The following is an 18,984-nucleotide window of genomic DNA, read 5'->3' as shown; positions in this document are numbered from 1 at the left end:
GGATCTTCAGGAATGCGAGGAATCGGAATGGGAGGCAAGCGGCGCGCGATCGGCATCACTGGGCTGGAAGCCCCCGCCCAGCGCCTTGCTCAGGCGCACCGAGGTCTGCACCTGCTGCGACTGCAGGCTGGCCAGCTGCTGTTGTGACTGCAGCAGGGTGGACTGTGCGGACAGCACATCCAGGTAGCTGCCGATGCCGGCGCGGTAACGCTGCCCGGCCAGGTCGAACGCTGCACGCGCCGTGTCCACGGCCTGCTGCTGCGACTGCGCCTGCTGCGCCAGCGAGCGCACCGCATTGACCTGGTCGGCCACGTCGCGCAGTGCGTCAAGCACCGCCTGGTTGTAATTGGCCACCGCCAGGTCGTACTGCGCATCGGTGTCGGCCAGGTTGGCGCGCAGCTTGCCGCCTTCGAAGATCGGCAGGCTCAGCGCCGGGCCGATGTAGGCGAAGGTGGAACTGCTCTGCAGCAGATCGCCGACATTCGGCGCCACCACGCCGGCCAGCGCGGTCAGGTTGAGGCTCGGGTAGAACTTCGTCCTGGCGACCTTGATCTGCTTGTTGGCCGCTTCCACGCGCCAGCGTGCGGCGACGATGTCAGGACGACGGCCGAGCAGCTCGCTGGGCAGCACGCCTGGCAGCTGCAGGGCCGTCGGATTCAACGGCTGCGGACGCTCGATCGTCAGGCCACGGTCGGGGCCCTTGCCGACCAGGGCGGCCAATGCGGTGCGGGCGGCGTCGATGCGTTGCTGCGCGGCCTGCACCTGCTGTTGCGCGGCGGGCACGCGGGCTTCGGCCTGGCGCACCTGCAGATCGCTGTCGATGCCAGCGCGGCGACGCTGCCGGGTCAGTTCCAGCGACTTCTGCGACCGCGTCAGTTCTTCCTCGGCGACATCGTCGAGCTGCCACGCGTAAGCAAGGTCCGCATAGGCCTGGGCGATGCCGGTGGACAGATTCAGGCGCGCGGCCTGGGCCTCCACGGTGGCGGCATGCGCGCCATCCACGGCCGCTTCCCAGGCGGCGCGCTTGCCGCCCCACAGGTCGATGCCGTAGCTGAAGTCGAAAGCGACCTGGCTGCTGCCTGCGTAGTGGCCACCGATCTCGTCGCCGGCCATCGACTCGGGCAGGCGAAGCCCGGTGTAGCCGCCGGAAACGGAGAGACTGGGCAGGCGGTCAGCGCGTGCGGTACCGACCTTGGCCTGCGCCTGGCGCAGACGTGCGTCGGCGGCGTCCAGGCTCGGATGACCGGCCAGGCCTTCGGCGATCAGCGCGTCCAGCTGCGCATCGCCCAATGCCTTCCACCAGTCCTGTGCGGGGAAGCCGGTGGCACTGAGATCGGTGTCGGCCAGGGTGCGCTCGCTGTGCAGGCTGTCCACATCGAGCAGGCGGGCCTGCGGTTCGAGGCCGCGGCTGCTGGCGCAGGCGGCCAGCGCCAGCGCCAGCGCCGACAGCAGCAGCGCGCGCCCGGACCGGCGGAATGAGGAATGCGGGATCGGGTTCATGGGGTCGTCAGGGAATCGCGGATTCGGGTCAGGAGGGACAACAGCAGCGTGCGCTCGTCGGCGGACAGATCGCGCAGGGCGTAATCCATCACCGCGTCGCCGCGCAGCTTCAAGCGCGCCCACAGTGCGCGGCCTTCATCGGTCAGCACGATCTGCAGCGCACGGCGGTCCTGCGCATGTGCCTCGCGGCGAACGCAGCCCAGGGCTTCCAGCTTGTCCAGCAGGCGGGTGACGGCACTGGGTACCTGGTCGATGGCCTGGGCCAGTTCGTTGGCGGTACAGGGGGCCATGTTCGAGAGCACCTTCAACCCGATGTAGTGGGTGAAGCCGATGCCCAGGTCTTCTTCGGCCATGGACGCGTCAAGCTGGCGGACCAGGCCGTCGCGCACCTGGCGCAGCAGCAGGCCGAAGCTGGGGGGAGTGGTTGCAGGACAGATCATGGGAGTGCATTCTCTTCCAAAAAAAATATTTCTCAATGGAAATATTCGATCTGGCATCGAATGCTGTGTTGCAGCAGCGGGCTGGATCAGTGAAGGCGCCTACCTTAATGGCGCCCCAGGATGGCCCGGTAGTACCATCAAGCCAATGAATGACACATTCCAGCCATCGGACAGGATGAACAAGGGGGACATCGCCCCGGCCCGGCAGTTGCTGCGCAACGAGGCGCTGGACTGGTTCGAGCGCAACGATGGCCCGCCGGTCGTCGGTTTCCGCTTCGACAGTCCGCAGGGGCTCGCCCGTGAAGTCGACTGGCACCATCACCAGCGTGCGCAGCTGATCTGCGTCGAACGCGGCCTGCTGACCACCCGCACCTCGCATGGAACGTGGTCGCTGGCGCCCGGTTCGGCCGGCTGGATGCCGCCCTTGGAACCTCACACGGTCGCTCTGGACGGCCCGCTGCGTGGCTGGGGCATGGCGCTGGCCGCGCCGGCCTGCACTGCCCTTCCCGCCGCCCCCTGCGTGCTGGGCCTGTCCAGGCTGGCGCAGGCGCTGGCGGACCGGATCTGCGGCTGGTCGCTCGACCAGGTCGCCACGCCCGAGCACCAGCACATCATCGAGGTTCTGCTGGATGAGATCCGCACCGCACCGCGCCAGCGCATGCACCTGCCGATGCCGCACGATCGGCGCCTGCTGAAGATCGCCTCGCAGCTGCTGGCCGATCCCTCCGACGAGCGCAGCCTGGCCGAATGGGCGCATTGGGCCGGGCTTTCGCCGCGCAGCCTGACCCGCCACTTCCGCGACGAGACCACGCTGAGCTTCGCGCAGTGGCGCCAGCAGGCCCGTCTGTCCGAAGCGCTGCGGCAGCTGACCGATGGCCGCAGCGTGGCCGATATCGCCCATGCGCTGGGCTTCAGCAGCGCCAGTGCCTTCGTCACCGTGTTCCGCCGCCATTTCGGCCTGCCGCCCGGGCGCTACCTGGCGCGGGCCGGGAATGGACTGGAAACCGGCCTGGACCCTGCGCGCGGCTTGGCATCCCCGGCCGCATCCGGATAATCACAGGATTGCGAGCGGCGACCGCCGTCGCCGCCTCCCGACATAGGTAACAACGCCGCATGACCGAACTTGCCCGCCCCGTGTTCCACGGATTCGAACAACTGCCGTTGCGCGAGTACGCCGAACGCGCCTACCTCGACTACTCGATGTACGTGGTCCTGGACCGCGCCCTGCCGTTCGTCGGCGACGGCCTGAAACCGGTGCAGCGCCGCATCATCTATTCGATGAGCGAGCTGGGGCTGAATGCCGCGTCCAAGCCGAAGAAGTCCGCACGTACCGTCGGTGACGTCATCGGTAAATACCACCCGCACGGCGACAGCGCGTGCTACGAGGCGCTGGTGCTGATGGCCCAGCCGTTCTCCTACCGCTATCCGCTGATCGAGGGCCAGGGCAACTTCGGCTCCAGCGACGACCCGAAGTCGTTCGCGGCGATGCGCTACACCGAATCCAAGCTCACCCCCATCGCCGAAGTGCTGCTGGGCGAGCTGGGCCAGGGCACCACCGACTGGGCGCCCAACTTCGATGGCACGCTGCAGGAGCCGACGTGGATGCCGGCCCGCCTGCCGCACCTGCTGCTCAACGGCACCACGGGCATCGCCGTGGGCATGGCCACCGATGTGCCGCCGCACAACCTCAACGAGATCGTCAGTGCGCTGCTGCACCTGCTGGACGATCCGGACGCCACCGTGCGCGACCTGTGCGAGCACGTGAAAGGCCCGGACTATCCCTCCAGCGCCGAGATCATCACGGCCGCCAACGATCTGCGCACCCTGTACGAGACCGGCAACGGCAGCGTGCGTGCGCGCGCGACGTTCAGCCGTGAAGCCGGCAACATCGTGGTCACCGCACTGCCGTTCCAGGTATCGCCCTCGAAGGTGATCGAGCAGATCGCCGCGCAGATGCGCGCCAAGAAGCTGCCGTGGCTGGAAGACATCCGCGATGAATCCGACCACGCCAACCCGGTGCGGGTGGTGCTGGTGCCGCGCTCGAACCGCGTCGATGCCGAGCAGCTGATGGGCCACCTGTTCGCCACCACCGACCTGGAGCGCAGCTACCGCGTCAACCTCAACGTGATCGGGCTGGACGGCCGTCCGCAGGTGAAGAACCTGAAGATGCTGCTCAGCGAATGGCTGACGTTCCGCAGCAACACCGTCACCCGCCGCCTGCAGCATCGCCTGCAGAAGGTCGAACGCCGCCTGCACCTGCTGGAAGGTCTGCTGGTGGCCTTCCTCAACCTGGACGAGGTGATCCATATCATCCGTACCGAGGACGAACCGAAGGCCGCACTGATCGCGCGCTTCGGCCTGTCCGAAGAACAGGCCGAGTACATCCTGGAGACCAAGCTGAAGCAGCTGGCCCGCCTGGAGGAAATGAAGATCCGCGGCGAGCAGGACGAGCTGGCCAAGGAACGCGAGAAGATCATCGGCATCCTCGACAGCAAGGCCAAGCTGAAGAAGCTGATCCGCGACGAGCTGCAAGCCGATGCGAAGAAGTTCGGCGACGAGCGCCGCTCGCCGCTGGTCCAGCGCCAGGCGGCGCAGGCCATCGACGAGACCGAGCTGGTGCCGAGCGAGCCGATGACGGTGGTGCTGTCGCAGAAGGGCTGGATCCGCGCCGCCAAGGGTCATGACGTGGACGCGTCGGCCCTGTCCTATCGCGATGGCGATGCGCTGCAGGGCGCCGTGCGCGCGCGCAGCACCCAGCAGGTCGCATTCCTGGACAGCGAAGGCCGGGCCTATTCAACGGCGGTGCACACTCTGCCTTCTGCGCGGGGCAACGGCGAGCCGCTGACCGGCCGTTTCTCGCCGGCGCCCGGCACCAGCTTCGTCACCCTGGCCAGCGCCGAGCCGGACGCACGCTTCGTGCTCGCGTCCAGCCATGGCTACGGCTTCGTCACCCGCTTCGAGAACCTGATCGGCCGCAACAAGGCCGGCAAGGCGATGCTGAACCTGTCCGCCGGCTCGTCGGTGCTGCCGCCGGCGGTGGTCGCCAATGTCGAGAGCGACCGCATCGTGGCGGTGACCAGCTCGGGCAACCTGCTGGCGATTCCGGCCAGCGATCTGCCCGAACTGGACAAAGGCAAGGGCAACAAGATCATCGAGATCCCCAAGGCCAAGCTGGCCACGGAACGCGTGGTCGCCATCGTGGCGATCGGGCCGGGGCAGACCCTGCAGGTGCGCGCCGGCCAGCGCACGATGGGCCTGAAGTTCAACGAGCTCGATGCCTACCTCGGCGCGCGGGCGACCCGCGGCCACCTGCTGCCGCGTGGCTGGCAGAAGGTCGAAGGCCTGTCAGTGGAATGACGCAGCGGGGTCGGATCCCTTTCCAACGGAAAGGGCTCTGACCCCAGCTCTGCCCGCCGGGCATGGCCCGGCGCTACCGAAACGCAGCACCAGACACGAAAAAGCCGGGGCATTCCCCGGCTTTTTCGTTGTCGGCTGGCGGGCGGTGGAGCGGCTGGCGGGCGAAGGCTGGCGAGCGATGCTCCGGTGCTGGCGGGCGACGGTACCGGTTTAGTGCGCCGGGGCGCCGCTGCCGTCGATCTTGCTCAGCTGGTACAGCTCCAGGCCGATGCGCTTGATCAGGCCCAACTGCTGCTCCAGCCACCAGGCGTGGTCCTCTTCGGTGTCCTTCAGCTGCGCCAGCAGGATGTCGCGGCTCACGTAGTCGCCCTTCTCTTCGCACAGCTTCATGCCGGCGGCGAGGTTGTTGCGCACGGCGTACTCGGTGTCCAGATCCTTCTGCAGCATCTCCTCCACCGTCGTACCCGGCTCGGTCAGGTGCGGGCGCATGTCAGGATCCCCGCCAAGGAACAGGATGCGGCGCAGCAGCGCGTCGGCATGCTGGGTCTCTTCCTCCATCTCGTGGTTCAGGCGCTCATACAGCGCGAACAGGCCCTGGTCCTCGTAACGGCGGGAGTGGATGAAGTACTGGTCACGCGCGGCAAGCTCGCCGCGCAGCAGTTCCTTCAGGCAGGCGATGACGTCCGGGTTGCCTTTCATGGGGGGCTCCTGTGAATCGATGCGGCATAGGGTGCCCCATTTCGGGATACGGTGATCTAATCGGAATCAGTCGCAGTTGCGCCTGCGGCTACAATCGGCCCCGGCGTTCGGAAAGGACCTGCAATGCGACGTACATGGCGTTGGCTGTTCGGCGTGCTGATCGCCATCCTGCTGGTGGTGGCCCTGGCAGCGTGGCTGCTGCTGCGCGGCAGCCTGGCCGATCTGGAAGGTGAACATGCCCTGCCCGGCCTAAGCGCAGCAGTCACTGTCGAGCGCGACGCGCTGGGCGTGGTCACCATCACCGCGGGCAGCCAGGCCGACGCCATGCGTGCGCTCGGCCGTGTCCACGCTCAGGAGCGCTACTTCGAGATGGACCTGATGCGGCGCAGCGCGGCCGGCGAACTGGCTGCGCTGTTCGGCCCGAAGGCCATCGAGGTGGACAAGCGCATGCGGGTTCATCGCCTGCGCGCGCGGACCGAGGCCCATCTGGAGGCCGCCTTGCGCAGCAACGCCGCGGCGGTGAACGCGTATGTCGATGGGGTCAACCAGGGCCTGGCCGATCTCTCCGTGCGCCCGTGGGCCTACCTGCTGCTGCGGCAGGCGCCGCAGCCGTGGACCGCCAGCGACAGCGTGCTGGCCGGGCTGGCCATGTACGCCGATCTGCAGGATCCAGGCAACCGGACTGAACTGGCGCTCAGCCGCATCCAGGCGGTGGTGCCACCGGCGCTGCATGCGCTGATCGCGCACCAGGGCAGCGAATGGGATGCGCCCCTGTTCGGCGAGCCGCGCGGCAATGCCCTGCTGCCCGATGCAGGGCAACTGGATCTGCGCACGCTGGCCGCCTCGCCCGCCCCCGTGCCGGTGGAAACCGGCGCAGTGGGCAGCAACAACTTCGCCGTGGCCGGCGCACTCACTGCCGATGGCCGTGCCATCGTTGCCGACGACATGCACCTGGGCCTGCGCGCACCCGGCCTCTGGTTCCGTGTGCGCCTGCGCTATCCCGATCCGCAGGCGGCCGGTGGCCAGGTCGACATCAGTGGCTTCTCGCTGCCCGGTCTGCCGGCCGTCATCGTCGGCAGCAACGGGCACATCGCCTGGGGATTCACCAACAGCTACATCGACACCGCGGATTTCCGCAACGAACCGGCCACGGCCCCGGTGACGGTCCACGAAGAGCGCATCGCCGTGGCCGGCCAGGATGACGTGGTGTTCCCGGTGCGCGAGACCGCGTGGGGGCCGATCCTGCACACCCACGCCGATGGCAGCGGCGACGCACTGCGCTGGGTCGCACACCTGCCCGGCGCGGTGCGCCTGGATTTCGCCGACATGGCCCGCGCGGGCGACCTGGACCAGGCCCTGCGCGTGGCCGACCGCGCCGGCATTCCTGCACAGAACCTGGTGATCGGCGACCGCAGTGGGCGCATCGCCTGGCGTCTGATCGGCGCCCGTCCGGACCGTGGCCCCGGATGTGCGGCGGCCGGCTACGCGCCAGCGCGCAATGACGCCTGCGCACCCTGGTCGCTGCGCAGCGACTCTGCTCCCGCACTGATCGATCCCGCCGACCACCGTCTGTGGACCGCCAACGGCCGCGTGCTGGACGGCGCCGCACTGGCAGTGGCCGGCAATGGCGGCTACGACCTTGGCGCCCGCGCGCGGCAGATCCGCGACCTGCTGGCGGTCCAGGACCGTTTCGATGAGCACGACCTGCTGGCGATCCAGCTCGATGACCGCGCGGTAATGCTGCAACGCTGGTGGGCGCTGCTGCAGCAGATCACCGCACACAGCAGCGACCCTGCACTGCAGCGCCTGCATGCAGCCAATGCGCACTGGGAAGGACGGGCATCGGTGGACTCGGTGAGCTATCGCATCACCCGCGGCTTCCGTGGCAAGGTGCTCGATGCGGTGGAAGGTGCGCTGCTCGCGCCTGCCCGCGCACAGCTGGGCGCCGACTACCTGCCGCCGCGGCTGCCCGAGCTGGAAGGCGTGGTCTGGCCGATGCTGGAACAGCGCCCGGCACATCTGCTGCCACCCGGTATCGACAGCTGGGATGCGTTGCTGGCGAATGCCGCACGTGAGCTGGAAGCAGATCTTGCCAGCCAGGGACCGCTGGCCCAGCGCCGCTGGGGAGAGCGCAACACCGCGTCGATCTGCCACCCGGTCAGTCGCGCCCTGCCCGCCTTCGCACGCCGCGCGTTGTGCATGCCGGCCGAGCCGTTGCCCGGCGACCGCGACATGCCACGGGTGCAGGCCCCGGATTTCGGTGCTTCGCAGCGGATGGTGGTCTCCCCCGGTCACGAAGCCGACGGCATCGTGCACATGCCCGGTGGCCAGAGTGGCCACCCGCTGTCCCCCTACTGGGGCGCGGGCCACGAAGACTGGGTGCATGGCCGCCCCTCGCCGTTCCTGCCGGGCAAGGCCCAGCACGTGATGACGCTGGTGCCGGCGAGATAGAGGGGTAGCGCCGGGCCATGCCCGGCGAGCGCGCAGCGTGGACGGACAGCAAAGCCGCCGGGCATGGCCCGGCGCTACCGGCTCAGGTGCGGCGGCGCTCGATCAGGTTCAACAACGGCCCGGTCATCGCAGTGGTCACCAGTGCCATGATCACCAGCACCGCGAACAGGCGATCCCCGAGCAGGCCCAGCTCATAGCCCAGGTTGAGCACGATCAGTTCCATCAGGCCGCGCGTGTTCATCAGCGCTCCCAGCCGCCATGCCTCGCGGGCCGGCAGGCCGGTGCTGCGGGCGGCACTGAATGTGCCCAGCAGCTTGCCGGCCGTGGCCACCGCGATCACCACCAGACACAGCACGATGTCGCCGGCGTGCAGTGCGTCGGCGCGCATGCGCAGGCCGGTCATGGCGAAGAACAGGGGCAGCAGCAGGGTCACCGCGAACGGCTCGACGCGGGCCATCAGCAGTGCGCGCAGCGGCGCATTGGATGACACCGCCACGCCCGCAGCGAATGCACCGAACAACGCATGGATGCCCAGCATCTCGGTCACCAACGCACTGGCCAGCGACAACAGCAGGATGCCCAGCAACCACCGTCCTTCGCGTCCTGCCACGACCTGCTGGCGGGCAAACCACGGTCTCACCAGGCCAAGCATCAGCACCACGAAGGCCACCACGCCCAGCAGGTTGAGGCTTGCCGGCAGCCAGCCACCGGCCTGTGCAGCCGCCACGATCAGCGCCAGCAGGCACCAGGCCGTGGCATCGCCGAGTGCCGCGCAGGCAATGGCGGTCTGTCCCAGCGGCGTATGGGTGATGCCGCGATCGGCGAGGATCCGCAGCAGCACCGGGAATGCCGTGATGCTCATCGATATCCCGACGAACAGCGCGAAGGACGTGAAGCCCACGCCCTGCGGACCGTGCTGCGGGTACAGCCAGATCGCCAGGGCCACGCCCAGCATGAATGGCACGGCGATACCGGCATGGCTGACGGTGAACGCGAACCGCCGTCGTCCGCGCAGTGCGGCCAGGTCGAGTTCGGCACCGGCCACCAGCAGAAACATCAGCACACCCAGCTGGCTGAGCAGGCCCAACGGCGCCAGCGACGCCGCCGGGAACAGCGCGCCATGCAACTGCGGCAACAGGCTGCCCAGCACCAACGGGCCCATCATCAGGCCTGCCGCCATTTCGCCGATCACCGCCGGCTGGCCGAAGCGCTTGAGCAGCGCTCCCGCGCCCTTGGCCACCAGCAGCAGCACCAGCAGCTGCAGCAGGAACAGGCCCAGCGGCGATGACAGATGCCGGGCCCAGCTGCCTTCGTCGGCAACCGTGGCGCGTGCGACCGCTTCAGGCGCCGCCGGCCCGGCATACCGCGCCAGCAGCAGGCCGGCCAGCAACGGCAGTCCGGCCCAGGCCGCGTAGCGCCACCCCCATTTCATCGGCGGCGCCCGGCCCTCGCTCTGTACGTCCATGAACATTCCCCAATGTGCAGGGGGGCGATGATACGTCCTTGCCTGCGCCGACGCTGAGCGCCCGCCGGGCGTAGCCCGGCGCTGCCGGTCACGCCAGGGCCTGCTCGTGTACCCCGGCAATCGCCCGGCCGGACGGATCGGCCGCTGCGGCGAAACTCGCGTCCCAGGCAATCGCGGCCGGTGAGGAACAGGCGATCGATTTTCCACCCGGGACCGTTTCGGCCGCGGCCCTGCTCGGGAAGAACTGTTCGAACAGGTGGCGATAGTAGTACGCCTCCTTGGTCTGCGGCGGGTTGTGCGGGAAGCGCTTGTCGGCGGCGGCCAGTACCCGGTCGCTGACCTGCGCCTCGGCGTGCGCCTTCAATCCATCGATCCAGCCATAGCCGACGCCATCGCTGAACTGCTCCTTCTGGCGCCACAGGATGCTGTCCGGCAGATAGCCATCGAACGCTTCACGCAACACCGCCTTCTCGATACGGCGACCGCCGAAGCCGCTGCCTACCATCTTGTGCGCGGCGTCGATGCGCATCGCCACATCGAGGAAGTCGCGGTCCAGGAACGGCACGCGAGGCTCCACGCCCCAGGCCATCATCGACTTGTTGGCACGCAGGCAATCGTAGTTGTGCAGGGCATCGAGCTTGCGCACCAGCTCCTGGTGGAATTCGCGCGCGTCCGGTGCCTTGTGGAAGTACAGGTAGCCGCCGAAGATCTCGTCGCTGCCTTCGCCGGACAACACCATCTTCACCCCCATCGCCTTGATCCGCCGGGCCAGCAGGAACATCGGCGTGGACGCGCGGATGGTGGTGACATCGTAGGTTTCGATATGGCGGATCACCTCGGGGAGCACGTCGAGGCCTTCCTCGAAGGTGTACTCGAAACCGTGGTGCACGGTGCCCAGCGCTTCGGCGGCGACGGCGGCGGCGGCCAGATCGGGCGATCCCTTCAGCCCGATCGCGAACGAATGCAGGCGCGGCCACCAGGCTTCGCTCTGGCCGCCATCCTCGATGCGGCGGCGGGCATAGCGGGCGGCGACGGCGGCCACCAGCGACGAATCCAGTCCACCGGACAGCAGCACGCCGTACGGCACGTCGCTCATCAGCTGGCGTTCCACTGCATGTTCAAAGGCCTGTCGCAGCTCGGCCAGATCGGCCTGGCGCCCTTCAACGTCCGCATACTCGCGCCAGGGCTGCTGGTAGTAGCGCACCAGCTCGCCACTGGCACTGTCGTAGTAATGACCCGGCGGGAACTGGGCAACGTCGGCACAGGTATCCACCAACGCTTTCATCTCCGAGGCCACACGCAGGCGCCCCTGCGCATCGTGCCCCCAGTACAGCGGCACCACGCCGACCGGATCGCGCGCCACCAGTACGCGACCGGCATCGCGGTCCCACAGCGCGAAGGCGAAGATGCCGTTGAGCTGCTCCAGCCAGCGGGACGGCGAGCCTCCCTGCCGGTACAGCGCGTTGATCACCTCGCAGTCCGAGCCGGTCTGGAAGTCGTAGGGGTGGGCCAGCGCGGCCTTGAGCAGCTGATGGTTGTAGATTTCGCCGTTGACCGCCAGCGCCAGCTGACCGTCCGCCGACAACAGCGGCTGCGAGCCACCCGCCGGATCGACGATGGCCAGCCGCTCGTGCACCAGCAGTGCACCTTCATCAAGGTAGACGCCGCTCCAGTCCGGGCCACGATGACGCTGCCGCTGCGACAGCTCCAACGCATGCCGGCGCAGGGCGGGAAGATCATCACCGGCCTGCAGGCCGAAGATTGCGAAGATCGAACACATGGGGGAACTCCTGTTGGGGTATTTCACGGGTAGGAAGGTGTTCGACCGGCCAACCAGGCCCGGATGGGCTACGCCCGGGCACAAAAAAACCCGCATCGGCCGATGCGGGTTTTCTGGTGTCCGGGCGTGTGTTGCTGTCTATCTACCCAGGGCGCAGTCCCGCATCGGCCGCGCACGATTATTCGCGCGCAGATTATTGCGGTTGTTGTTGACGGCGGTGGCCAGGCGGATCGACATGACCCGACCCTAACCCGGTTTCCGGGGCCGCGCAACAGTTGCGTTGGCAACCAGGTGCGTCGTACGCCGGGCATGGCCCGGCGCTACCGTCGGCCAAGGGCGGCGCCGGGGCATGCCCGGCGTCGTGCCTCACACCAGCAGGCGCTCGACCAGCCGCAGGTACAGGCCCGGCAGGGCCTCAAGCTCGTCCACGCGCACGTTCTCGTCCACCTGGTGAATGCTGGCGTTGACCGGTCCCACTTCGATGCACTGCGCGCCCAAGGGCGCGATGAAGCGGGCGTCGGACGTTCCGCCACCGGTGCTTTCTTCCGGCGCACCGCCGATGTGGTCGGCCAGCACCGCGCGCGCGGCGGCACGCAGGGTACCTTCGGGCGTGTAGAACGGCTCGCCGCTGCGGTGCCACTTCAGCGTGTACTGCAGGCCGTGGCGGTCCAGCAGCGCGGTGATCTCCGCTTCCAGCTTCGGCGCATCCCAATGCGGGTTGTAGCGGACGTTGAAATCCACTTCCAGCTCGCCCGGAATCACGTTGTTGGCACCGGTGCCGGCATGGATGTTGGAGATCTGCAGGCTGGTCGGCGGAAAGCTCTCGTAACCCTCGTCCCAGCGCCGCGCACTCAGTTCGGCCAACGCCGGCGCCGCCTGGTGGATCGGATTGCGCGCCTTCTCCGGGTAGGCCACATGGCCCTGCACGCCCTGCACGCGCAGCTTCGCCGACAGGCTGCCGCGGCGGCCGACGCGGAGCAGATCGCCCAGCGTTGCGGTCGACGAGGGTTCGCCGGTGATGCACCAGTCGATGCGCTGGCCACGCTCTGCGAACAGGCGCGCGACATGGCGCACGCCGTCGATCGCATCGCCCTCCTCGTCACTGGTCAGCAGCACCGCCAGCGTTCCCGCATGATGCGGGTGGGCTGCGGCGAACTGCTCGGCCGCGATCACGAACGCGGCCACGCTGCCCTTCATGTCGGCCGCGCCACGGCCGTACAGCACGCCATCGCGGATCTGCGGGACGAACGGATCGCTCTGCCAGGCCTCGCGCGGTCCCGGTGGCACCACGTCGGTGTGGCCCAGCAGGACCAGCACCGGCGCACCGCTGCCATGGGTCGCCCACAGGTTGTCGACGTCGCCCAGGCGCAGGTGCTCGCAGTCGAACCCCGCACGCTGCAGCCGCGCCGCAAGCAGCGCCTGGCAGCCGGCATCGTCCGGCGTGACCGATGGCCGTGCGATCAGCTCGCTGGCCAGGTCCAGCACCGCGCTCACGCGCCGCCCACGCCGAAGCGCGCCTTGAACCCGTTGTCGCTGAATCCCTGGCTGACCTTGCCGTCGGACGTCACCACCAGCGGGCGCTTGATCAGCTGCGGGTACTCGCGCAGCAGCAGCTTCCACTCGGCATCGGAGGCGGCCGCCTTGCGATTGTCCGGCAGCTGCCGCCAGGTGGTCGATGACCGGTTGACCATCGCGGACAGGCCGCCCAGCTGCGCGGCCCACTCGACCAGCGTTTCCGGGCCGGGCTTGGTCTCGCGGTAGTCGACGAAGGTGTATGGCACGCCGAAGCGGTCCAGCCACTTGGTCGCCTTCTTGCAGGTATCGCAGTTCTTCAATCCGTAGACAGTGGTGCTCATGGCCATCGGCAATGCTGGAAAACAGAGGGTCAGAATCTCACAACAGACGCTCGGACACGACCCGGAACGGCACGCGTGGCAGGTGGAAGGCCAGCCCGTCGGGCAGCGCAACGCCCATCGCCTGCAAGCGTGGGCACTGCAGCGTACCCTGCAGGTGCAGCGGCCGCAGATGGGTCAGCTCCACCGGCAGGTCGATGCGGGTGCTGGCCCAGTGCCCGTCACAGGTACGGGCGATGGCCTCGTCCTGGCAGGTCAGGAAACGCAGCAGGGCGTCATGGCCACCAAAGGCCGCCGACCACGTGGCATCGTCCCAGCCTGCGGCAACCTGCCACTGCAGTCGAAGCGCCGGCGCGCTGCCGTGCCCACCTTCGATCAGGGTATGGCCGCCGCCATCGGCCTCGAGCACATGCGCGAAGCGCACGGAGAGGTGAGGTTGCATGGCATCGCTGAAGGCCCGCGCACCGGCGACGAAGGCCAGCTGATCCATCACGTTGCGGTCGAACAGCACGACCGGGGTGCCGTCCGGATCGTCGTCGCGGCGCAGGTACCAGCGCCAGTTGCTCTGCTGCGGCGATGGCATCAGCGCACGCAGAGGGCCGGCCAGGGCCGGCCCGAAGTGGCCGTGGCGATAGCTGAGGATGGTGTAAGGCGTACGACCGGCATGGACCACGTAGTGATGGCCAGGTGGTGGTGACGGCGCATGGCGCACATCGACCCACCAGCTGGCGTAGATCACATCGCGCACATCGCTGGCCAGCGCCGGCATCGGCCAGCGCCGCGACAGCGCGCGGCGCAGCCGGGTCCAGCGCGGTGCGTGCAGCAGGCGCGGCAGCATCCGCGCGAACACGTTGTCGAACGGATGCCGGTAGATCGCGGACTGCGCCAGGTCGTCCGGCGCAGCCATCGTCAGTCCGCCAGGCCGCGCAGAAGATCGTTGACGCTGGTCTTGCTGCGGGTGCGGGCATCGACCTGCTTGACGATCACCGCGCAGTACAGCGAGTGCGTGCCGTCCTTGCTCGGCAGCGAGCCCGACACCACCACGCTGTACGGCGGGATGTAGCCGTAGGTGATCTCGCCGGTGGCGCGGTTGTAGATGCGGGTGCTCTGGCTGAGGAACACGCCCATGCCGATCACGCTGTGGTGGCCGACCACTACGCCCTCCACCACTTCCGAACGCGCGCCGATGAAACAATGGTCTTCGATGATGGTCGGGCTGGCCTGCAGCGGTTCGAGCACGCCGCCGATGCCGGCGCCACCGGACAGGTGGCAATGCTGGCCGATCTGCGCACAGGAACCGACGGTGGCCCAGGTATCGACCATCGTGCCCTCGCCGACATGGGCGCCGATGTTGGTGAAGCTCGGCATCAGCACCACATCCTTGCCGAAGTAGGTACCCCGGCGCGCGATCGCGCCCGGCACCACGCGTACCCCGGCACGACGGAACTTCGCTTCGTCGTACCCGGCAAAGCGCGATTCGACCTTGTCCCAGAACGGGGCCGGACGGGCGTCGACCACTGCCATGTCATTGACACGGAAGTACAGCAGCACCGCCTTCTTCAGCCATTCGTTGACTTTCCAGCCCCCCTGCCCGTCCGGCTCGGCGACACGGAACTCGCCGCTTTCCAGGCCGTCGATCACGCGGTTGACCAGCACCCGGGTCGAGCCTTCCAGCTCATGCAGGGTCAGCGTCGCGCGGCGCTCGAAGGCGCTTTCGATGCCGAACTTCAGTTCTTCCACGCCCGGCGCGGCCGGCCTGCGCAGCGACTTGCGGGCGATGGTCTCGGCGCGCGCGGCTTCCGCGCTCTTGGCCGGGGCCTTCTTCGGCGCCGGCTTCTTCGCGGCAGCCACCTTCTTCACCGGGGCAACGGTCTTCTTTGCGGCCGTCGCGGCAGTGGTCTTTCGGGCCGCTGCGCTCTTGGCGGTCGCGGCGGTCTTCTTTGCAGGCTTGGTGGCCATCAGGTGGGGTCTCCGGCGTTTCGATCAGGGTCCAGGCAGGCCAGCATCGCGTCATGCAGCTGCTGCCGGGCGGGTTCGGTCAGGGGGAGGTCGTGTTCGTCACTGATCACGAAGGTGTCTTCGGCGCGTTCGCCGAACGTGGCAATGCGCGCGTCATGCACGCGCAGGCCCTGGTTGCGCAGCACGAACGCCACGTCGGCCAGCAGGCCGGGGCGGTCGGGTGCGACCAGGGCGAATCGGGTTGCGCCAGGCTCATCGCGGAACTCGATGCGCGGCACGAAGCGGAAGTGACGCAGCTGCCGCGGCACCACCCGCCGCGACGGGCGCAGACGGCCCAGGTCACCGGCCAGCGCCTCGCGCAGCGCAGCTTCCAGGTTGGCGCTGCTGCCATCGGCGAAGGTATCGGCGGGGCTGACCTCAAAGGTATCGAAGATGGTGCCCGCGGGGCCGTCCAGTACCCGTGCGCGATGGATGCCGTAGCCCTTGCGGTCCAGCGTCATCACGATGGCAGCAAACAGGCCGTCGCGATCCGGCGAATGCACGAACACTTCCAGCGCGGGGTCGTCGACGCTGATGCGGCGCACCTTCACCAGCGCCTGGCCCTGCTTCACCGGCACCAGCGCAGCGGCCTGCCAGGCCAGCTGCTCCGGACGCAGGCGGATGAAGCCTTCATCAGGCATGACGGCGAACTGGCGGTCGATCGTGGCGTCGTCATAGCCCTGTTCGCGTACCAGCGCGCGCACGCTGTCACGCGCCTCGGCAACGCGCTCGGCGGCCGGCACCGGATGCTCCAGGCCCTCGCGCAGTGCGCGCCGCGTGGCGAAGTACAGATCGGCCAGCAGCCGGTCCTTCCAGGCGTTCCACAGCTTGGGGCTGGTGCCGGCGATGTCGGCGCAGGTCAGCAGGTACAGGTAGTCGAGGCGGTCGCGGCTGCCGACCAGGGTTGCGAAACGATGGATCACGGCCGGATCGGCGATGTCCTGCTTCTGCGCTGTCACCGACATGCGCAGGTGCTGTTCGACCAGCCACGCCACCAGTTCGGTATCCGAGGCACTGAGCGCATGCGCCTGGCAGAACGCGCGCGCATCCACCGCTCCCAGCTCGGAATGATCGCCGCCGCGGCCCTTGGCAATGTCATGGAACAGCCCGGCCAGCAGCAGCAGCTCCGGCTTGCGCAGCCGCGGCCACACTTCATGCGCGATCGAGAAGCGCTCGTCGGCACGGCTGCTGGCGAACTGGCCGATATTGCGCAGAACCATCAGCGTGTGCTGATCGACGGTGTAGACGTGGAACAGGTCGAACTGCATGCGCCCGCTGACCTGGGCGAACGCGGGAATCCACTGGCCCAGCACACCCAGCCGGGCCATCCGCGAGAGCGTGTCGACCGGGCGCTGGCCACGCAGCAGCGCCATGAACTGCTCACGCGCATCGGCATCGGCCTGGTCATAGGCGGGCAGCAGCGGCAGCGACTCGGCCAGTGCGCGCGCGGTCAGCGAATGCAGGCCACGCACCTGCGGGTTGTTGGCCCAGCCGGCGAACAGGGCGAACACCTGGCCGATGTCGCCGCGCGGCCACGCCGCCTCGTTCGCCGCCAGATAGCCGCGGCGCAGCGAGAAACCCACGGTCAGCGGTTCCGGCAGCGCTTCGCCGTCGAACTGCTCCTCGAAGCGTTGCAGCAGGCGGTCGCTGATCCGGCGCACCACCGAAGCGGCGCGATAGAACCCCTGCATCATCTTCTCGACGCCCAGGTTCTCGGCGTCGTCCTCAAAACCCAGCCGCGCGGCCAGTGTCTTCTGGTAATCGAAGCGGAGGCGCTCCTCCGGCCGCCGTGCCACCAGGTGCAGGCCGAAGCGCAGGCGCGCCAGCACCGCGCGCTCCCGCTGGAGCGCGGCGGCTTCGTCGGCACCCAGATGGCCCAGCCCGACCAGCGCCTCAAGGTCGCGAACGCCGAACGCGCGCAGCGCCATCCACCCCAGCGTATTGAGATCACGCAGCCCGCCGGGGCCGTCCTTCAGATCGGGCTCGAGGTTGTCGGCGGTATCGCCGAAACGCTGGTGGCGGTTGCGCAGTTCCTCCAGCTTGGCCAGGAAGAAGGTGCGCGCCGGCCACAGTCCGCTGTCGTCGGTTGCTTCGCGCAGCGCCCGGCGCGCCGCATCGTCGGCCAGGATCGGGCGCGCTTCGATCAGCGCGGTCAGCACGGTCTGGTCGGCGGCCGCCTCGCGGCACTGCGCCGCCGAGCGCACGGCATGGCTGACCGCCAATCCGCAATCCCACAGCAGGGCGAACAACCGCGCCAGGCCCGCCTCGTGGGCGAGCTGCGCTGGCGGCGCGCCGAACACCAGCAGATCGATGTCAGACCGTGGGAACAGCTCACCACGGCCGTAGCCGCCCACAGCGAACAGGGACAGCCCGCTGTCGGACGGCAGGCAGCGCTGCCACGCCAGCCGGATCAGGTGATCGGCCGCGCGCGCGCGCAGTGCCAGCAGGCGCTCGATGTTGTCGCCCTGGTCGAAACGGCGGTACAGCCGCGCATCGGCCTGCTGCAAGGCCTGCCGTGCAGCGGAAGCCCAGTCCGGGTCGTTGAGCGACGCGGCCGGCGTGTCCAGCAGCGAACTCGCCGGCAGCATCCTCAGGAGACCTGCGATTCGCCCGGCGACAGGGTCAGCACGTCAACGCCGGTCTCGGTGACCGCGATCATGTGCTCCCACTGCGCCGACAGCTTGCGGTCCTTGGTCACCACGGTCCAGCCATCCGGCAGCACCTTGTTGTAGCGGGTGCCCTCGTTGATCATCGGCTCGATGGTGAAGGTCATGCCCGGCTGCAGCACCAGGCCCTGCCCCGGGCGACCGTAATGCACCACCTGCGGCTCGTCGTGATAGACCTTGCCGATGCCGTGGCCGCAGTACTCGCGCACCACGCTGAAGCGCTCGCCTTCGGCATAGCTCTGGATCGCGTGGCCGATGTCACCCAGGGTCGCCCCCGGACGTACCGCGCGGATGCCGCGCCACATCGCTTCGTAGGTGGTCTCCACCAGGCGGCGCGCCATCACCGACGGGGTGCCGACGAAATACATGCGGCTGGTATCGCCGTGCCAGCCATCCTTGATGACGGTCACGTCGATGTTGACGATGTCGCCGTCCTTGAGCACCTTGCCTTCGCTCGGGATGCCATGGCAGATGACATTGTTGACCGAGGTGCACACGGTCTTGGGGAAGCCGCGGTAGCCGACGTTGGCCGGAATGGCGCCCTGCACGTTGACGATGTGGTCATGGCAGATGCGGTCCAGTTCCTCGGTGGTGACACCGGGCTTGACGTGGGGGGTGACGATGTCCAGCACTTCGCTGGCCAGGCGGCCGGCGATGCGCATCATCTCGATTTCCTGCGGGGTTTTCAGATTCACGCTCATGGCGCCCATTATCGCCGATCCGGCCGCAATCTGAACGAACGCCACCCAACTGGACGTTCCCGGCCATGCGCAGT

The 18,984-nt window shown here is 68.4% G+C and carries 14 protein-coding genes; 3 read left to right on the top strand and 11 right to left on the bottom strand.

Annotated features, from left to right (window positions below):
- Positions 1-6 precede the first annotated feature (6 nt).
- Together emrC and emrR are read right to left on the bottom strand one after the other, a co-directional pair.
- Positions 7-1,500 carry a multidrug efflux transporter outer membrane subunit EmrC gene (emrC, locus tag N7367_RS04635; protein ID WP_065174708.1) on the bottom strand — a complete coding sequence of 498 codons (1,494 nt, stop codon included), beginning with the start codon at positions 1,498-1,500 and terminating at the stop codon, positions 7-9.
- Positions 1,497-1,940, bottom strand: coding sequence for a multidrug efflux system transcriptional regulator EmrR (gene emrR, locus N7367_RS04630; protein WP_053518351.1), 444 nt, complete (start codon positions 1,938-1,940; stop codon positions 1,497-1,499). Before emrR ends, emrC begins: the two co-directional genes overlap by 4 nt.
- A gap of 145 nt (positions 1,941-2,085) precedes the next feature.
- On the opposite strand from emrR, the gene N7367_RS04625 reads away from it, so the two are divergent.
- Both N7367_RS04625 and parC read left to right on the top strand, forming a co-directional pair.
- Positions 2,086-2,994 carry a helix-turn-helix transcriptional regulator gene (locus N7367_RS04625; protein ID WP_253119028.1) on the top strand — a complete coding sequence of 303 codons (909 nt, stop codon included), beginning with the start codon at positions 2,086-2,088 and terminating at the stop codon, positions 2,992-2,994.
- A gap of 59 nt (positions 2,995-3,053) precedes the next feature.
- Complete coding sequence (parC, locus tag N7367_RS04620; protein ID WP_053518348.1) at positions 3,054-5,297, top strand: DNA topoisomerase IV subunit A; 2,244 nt, start codon at positions 3,054-3,056, stop codon at positions 5,295-5,297.
- A 210-nt stretch (positions 5,298-5,507) separates the two neighbouring features.
- Here parC and bfr read toward each other — a convergent pair whose 3' ends face one another.
- The gene (bfr, locus tag N7367_RS04615; RefSeq protein WP_053518345.1) at positions 5,508-5,996 is read right to left on the bottom strand and encodes a bacterioferritin; all 489 of its coding nucleotides are present in this window, start codon (positions 5,994-5,996) and stop codon (positions 5,508-5,510) included.
- Between the two features lie 123 nt (positions 5,997-6,119).
- Between bfr and N7367_RS04610 the strand changes: the two genes are divergently transcribed.
- The gene (locus tag N7367_RS04610; protein ID WP_279941830.1) at positions 6,120-8,447 is read left to right on the top strand and encodes a penicillin acylase family protein; all 2,328 of its coding nucleotides are present in this window, start codon (positions 6,120-6,122) and stop codon (positions 8,445-8,447) included.
- Positions 8,448-8,529: 82 nt separating this feature from the next.
- On the opposite strand, the gene N7367_RS04605 is transcribed toward N7367_RS04610, so the two are convergent.
- The 8 genes from N7367_RS04605 to map all read right to left on the bottom strand — a co-directional run bounded on the left by N7367_RS04605 (position 8,530) and on the right by map (position 18,910).
- The gene (locus tag N7367_RS04605) at positions 8,530-9,918 is read right to left on the bottom strand and encodes a cation:proton antiporter (protein WP_262101136.1); all 1,389 of its coding nucleotides are present in this window, start codon (positions 9,916-9,918) and stop codon (positions 8,530-8,532) included.
- Between the two features lie 82 nt (positions 9,919-10,000).
- Complete coding sequence (asnB, locus tag N7367_RS04600; protein WP_053518338.1) at positions 10,001-11,692, bottom strand: asparagine synthase B; 1,692 nt, start codon at positions 11,690-11,692, stop codon at positions 10,001-10,003.
- Positions 11,693-12,058: 366 nt separating this feature from the next.
- Positions 12,059-13,186 carry a succinyl-diaminopimelate desuccinylase gene (gene dapE / locus N7367_RS04595; RefSeq protein ID WP_279941828.1) on the bottom strand — a complete coding sequence of 376 codons (1,128 nt, stop codon included), beginning with the start codon at positions 13,184-13,186 and terminating at the stop codon, positions 12,059-12,061.
- A complete protein-coding gene (locus N7367_RS04590) occupies positions 13,183-13,554 on the bottom strand; it encodes an arsenate reductase (protein WP_180875666.1) in 372 nt (123 codons plus the stop codon). The genes dapE and N7367_RS04590 overlap by 4 nt, the downstream gene beginning before the upstream one ends.
- Before the next feature lie 31 nt (positions 13,555-13,585).
- On the bottom strand, positions 13,586-14,452 hold the full coding sequence (locus N7367_RS04585; protein ID WP_279941827.1) for a hypothetical protein: 867 nt from the start codon (positions 14,450-14,452) through the stop codon (positions 13,586-13,588).
- A 2-nt stretch (positions 14,453-14,454) separates the two neighbouring features.
- Positions 14,455-15,504 carry a 2,3,4,5-tetrahydropyridine-2,6-dicarboxylate N-succinyltransferase gene (gene dapD, locus N7367_RS04580; protein WP_053518332.1) on the bottom strand — a complete coding sequence of 350 codons (1,050 nt, stop codon included), beginning with the start codon at positions 15,502-15,504 and terminating at the stop codon, positions 14,455-14,457.
- On the bottom strand, positions 15,504-18,131 hold the full coding sequence (locus tag N7367_RS04575) for a [protein-PII] uridylyltransferase (protein WP_279941826.1): 2,628 nt from the start codon (positions 18,129-18,131) through the stop codon (positions 15,504-15,506). The genes dapD and N7367_RS04575 overlap by 1 nt, the downstream gene beginning before the upstream one ends.
- 2 nt (positions 18,132-18,133) lie before the next feature.
- Positions 18,134-18,910 (bottom strand): type I methionyl aminopeptidase, encoded by a 777-nt coding sequence (gene map, locus N7367_RS04570; RefSeq protein WP_111185881.1) that lies wholly within the window; start codon positions 18,908-18,910, stop codon positions 18,134-18,136.
- Positions 18,911-18,984 lie beyond the last annotated feature (74 nt).

The sequence above is a fragment of the Stenotrophomonas sp. GD04145 genome, assembly GCF_029835135.1.
Classification (GTDB): domain Bacteria; phylum Pseudomonadota; class Gammaproteobacteria; order Xanthomonadales; family Xanthomonadaceae; genus Stenotrophomonas; species Stenotrophomonas maltophilia_P.
The sequence above is the reverse complement of the archived record's forward strand: the minus strand, read 5'-3'. Positions and strand labels throughout refer to the sequence as shown.

Excerpts from the sequence above, each read along its gene's own strand:
- parC (WP_053518348.1), top strand. The coding sequence starts at position 3,054 with ATGACCGAACTTGCCCGCCCCGTGTTCCACGGATTCGAACAACTGCCG.
- map (WP_111185881.1), bottom strand. The coding sequence starts at position 18,910 with ATGAGCGTGAATCTGAAAACCCCGCAGGAAATCGAGATGATGCGCATC.
- emrC (WP_065174708.1), bottom strand. The coding sequence starts at position 1,500 with ATGAACCCGATCCCGCATTCCTCATTCCGCCGGTCCGGGCGCGCGCTG.
- bfr (WP_053518345.1), bottom strand. The coding sequence starts at position 5,996 with ATGAAAGGCAACCCGGACGTCATCGCCTGCCTGAAGGAACTGCTGCGC.
- N7367_RS04625 (WP_253119028.1), top strand. The coding sequence starts at position 2,086 with ATGAATGACACATTCCAGCCATCGGACAGGATGAACAAGGGGGACATC.
- N7367_RS04585 (WP_279941827.1), bottom strand. The coding sequence starts at position 14,452 with ATGGCTGCGCCGGACGACCTGGCGCAGTCCGCGATCTACCGGCATCCG.
- N7367_RS04590 (WP_180875666.1), bottom strand. The coding sequence starts at position 13,554 with ATGGCCATGAGCACCACTGTCTACGGATTGAAGAACTGCGATACCTGC.
- N7367_RS04575 (WP_279941826.1), bottom strand. The coding sequence starts at position 18,131 with ATGCTGCCGGCGAGTTCGCTGCTGGACACGCCGGCCGCGTCGCTCAAC.
- asnB (WP_053518338.1), bottom strand. The coding sequence starts at position 11,692 with ATGTGTTCGATCTTCGCAATCTTCGGCCTGCAGGCCGGTGATGATCTT.
- dapD (WP_053518332.1), bottom strand. The coding sequence starts at position 15,504 with ATGGCCACCAAGCCTGCAAAGAAGACCGCCGCGACCGCCAAGAGCGCA.
- emrR (WP_053518351.1), bottom strand. The coding sequence starts at position 1,940 with ATGATCTGTCCTGCAACCACTCCCCCCAGCTTCGGCCTGCTGCTGCGC.
- N7367_RS04605 (WP_262101136.1), bottom strand. The coding sequence starts at position 9,918 with ATGTTCATGGACGTACAGAGCGAGGGCCGGGCGCCGCCGATGAAATGG.
- N7367_RS04610 (WP_279941830.1), top strand. The coding sequence starts at position 6,120 with ATGCGACGTACATGGCGTTGGCTGTTCGGCGTGCTGATCGCCATCCTG.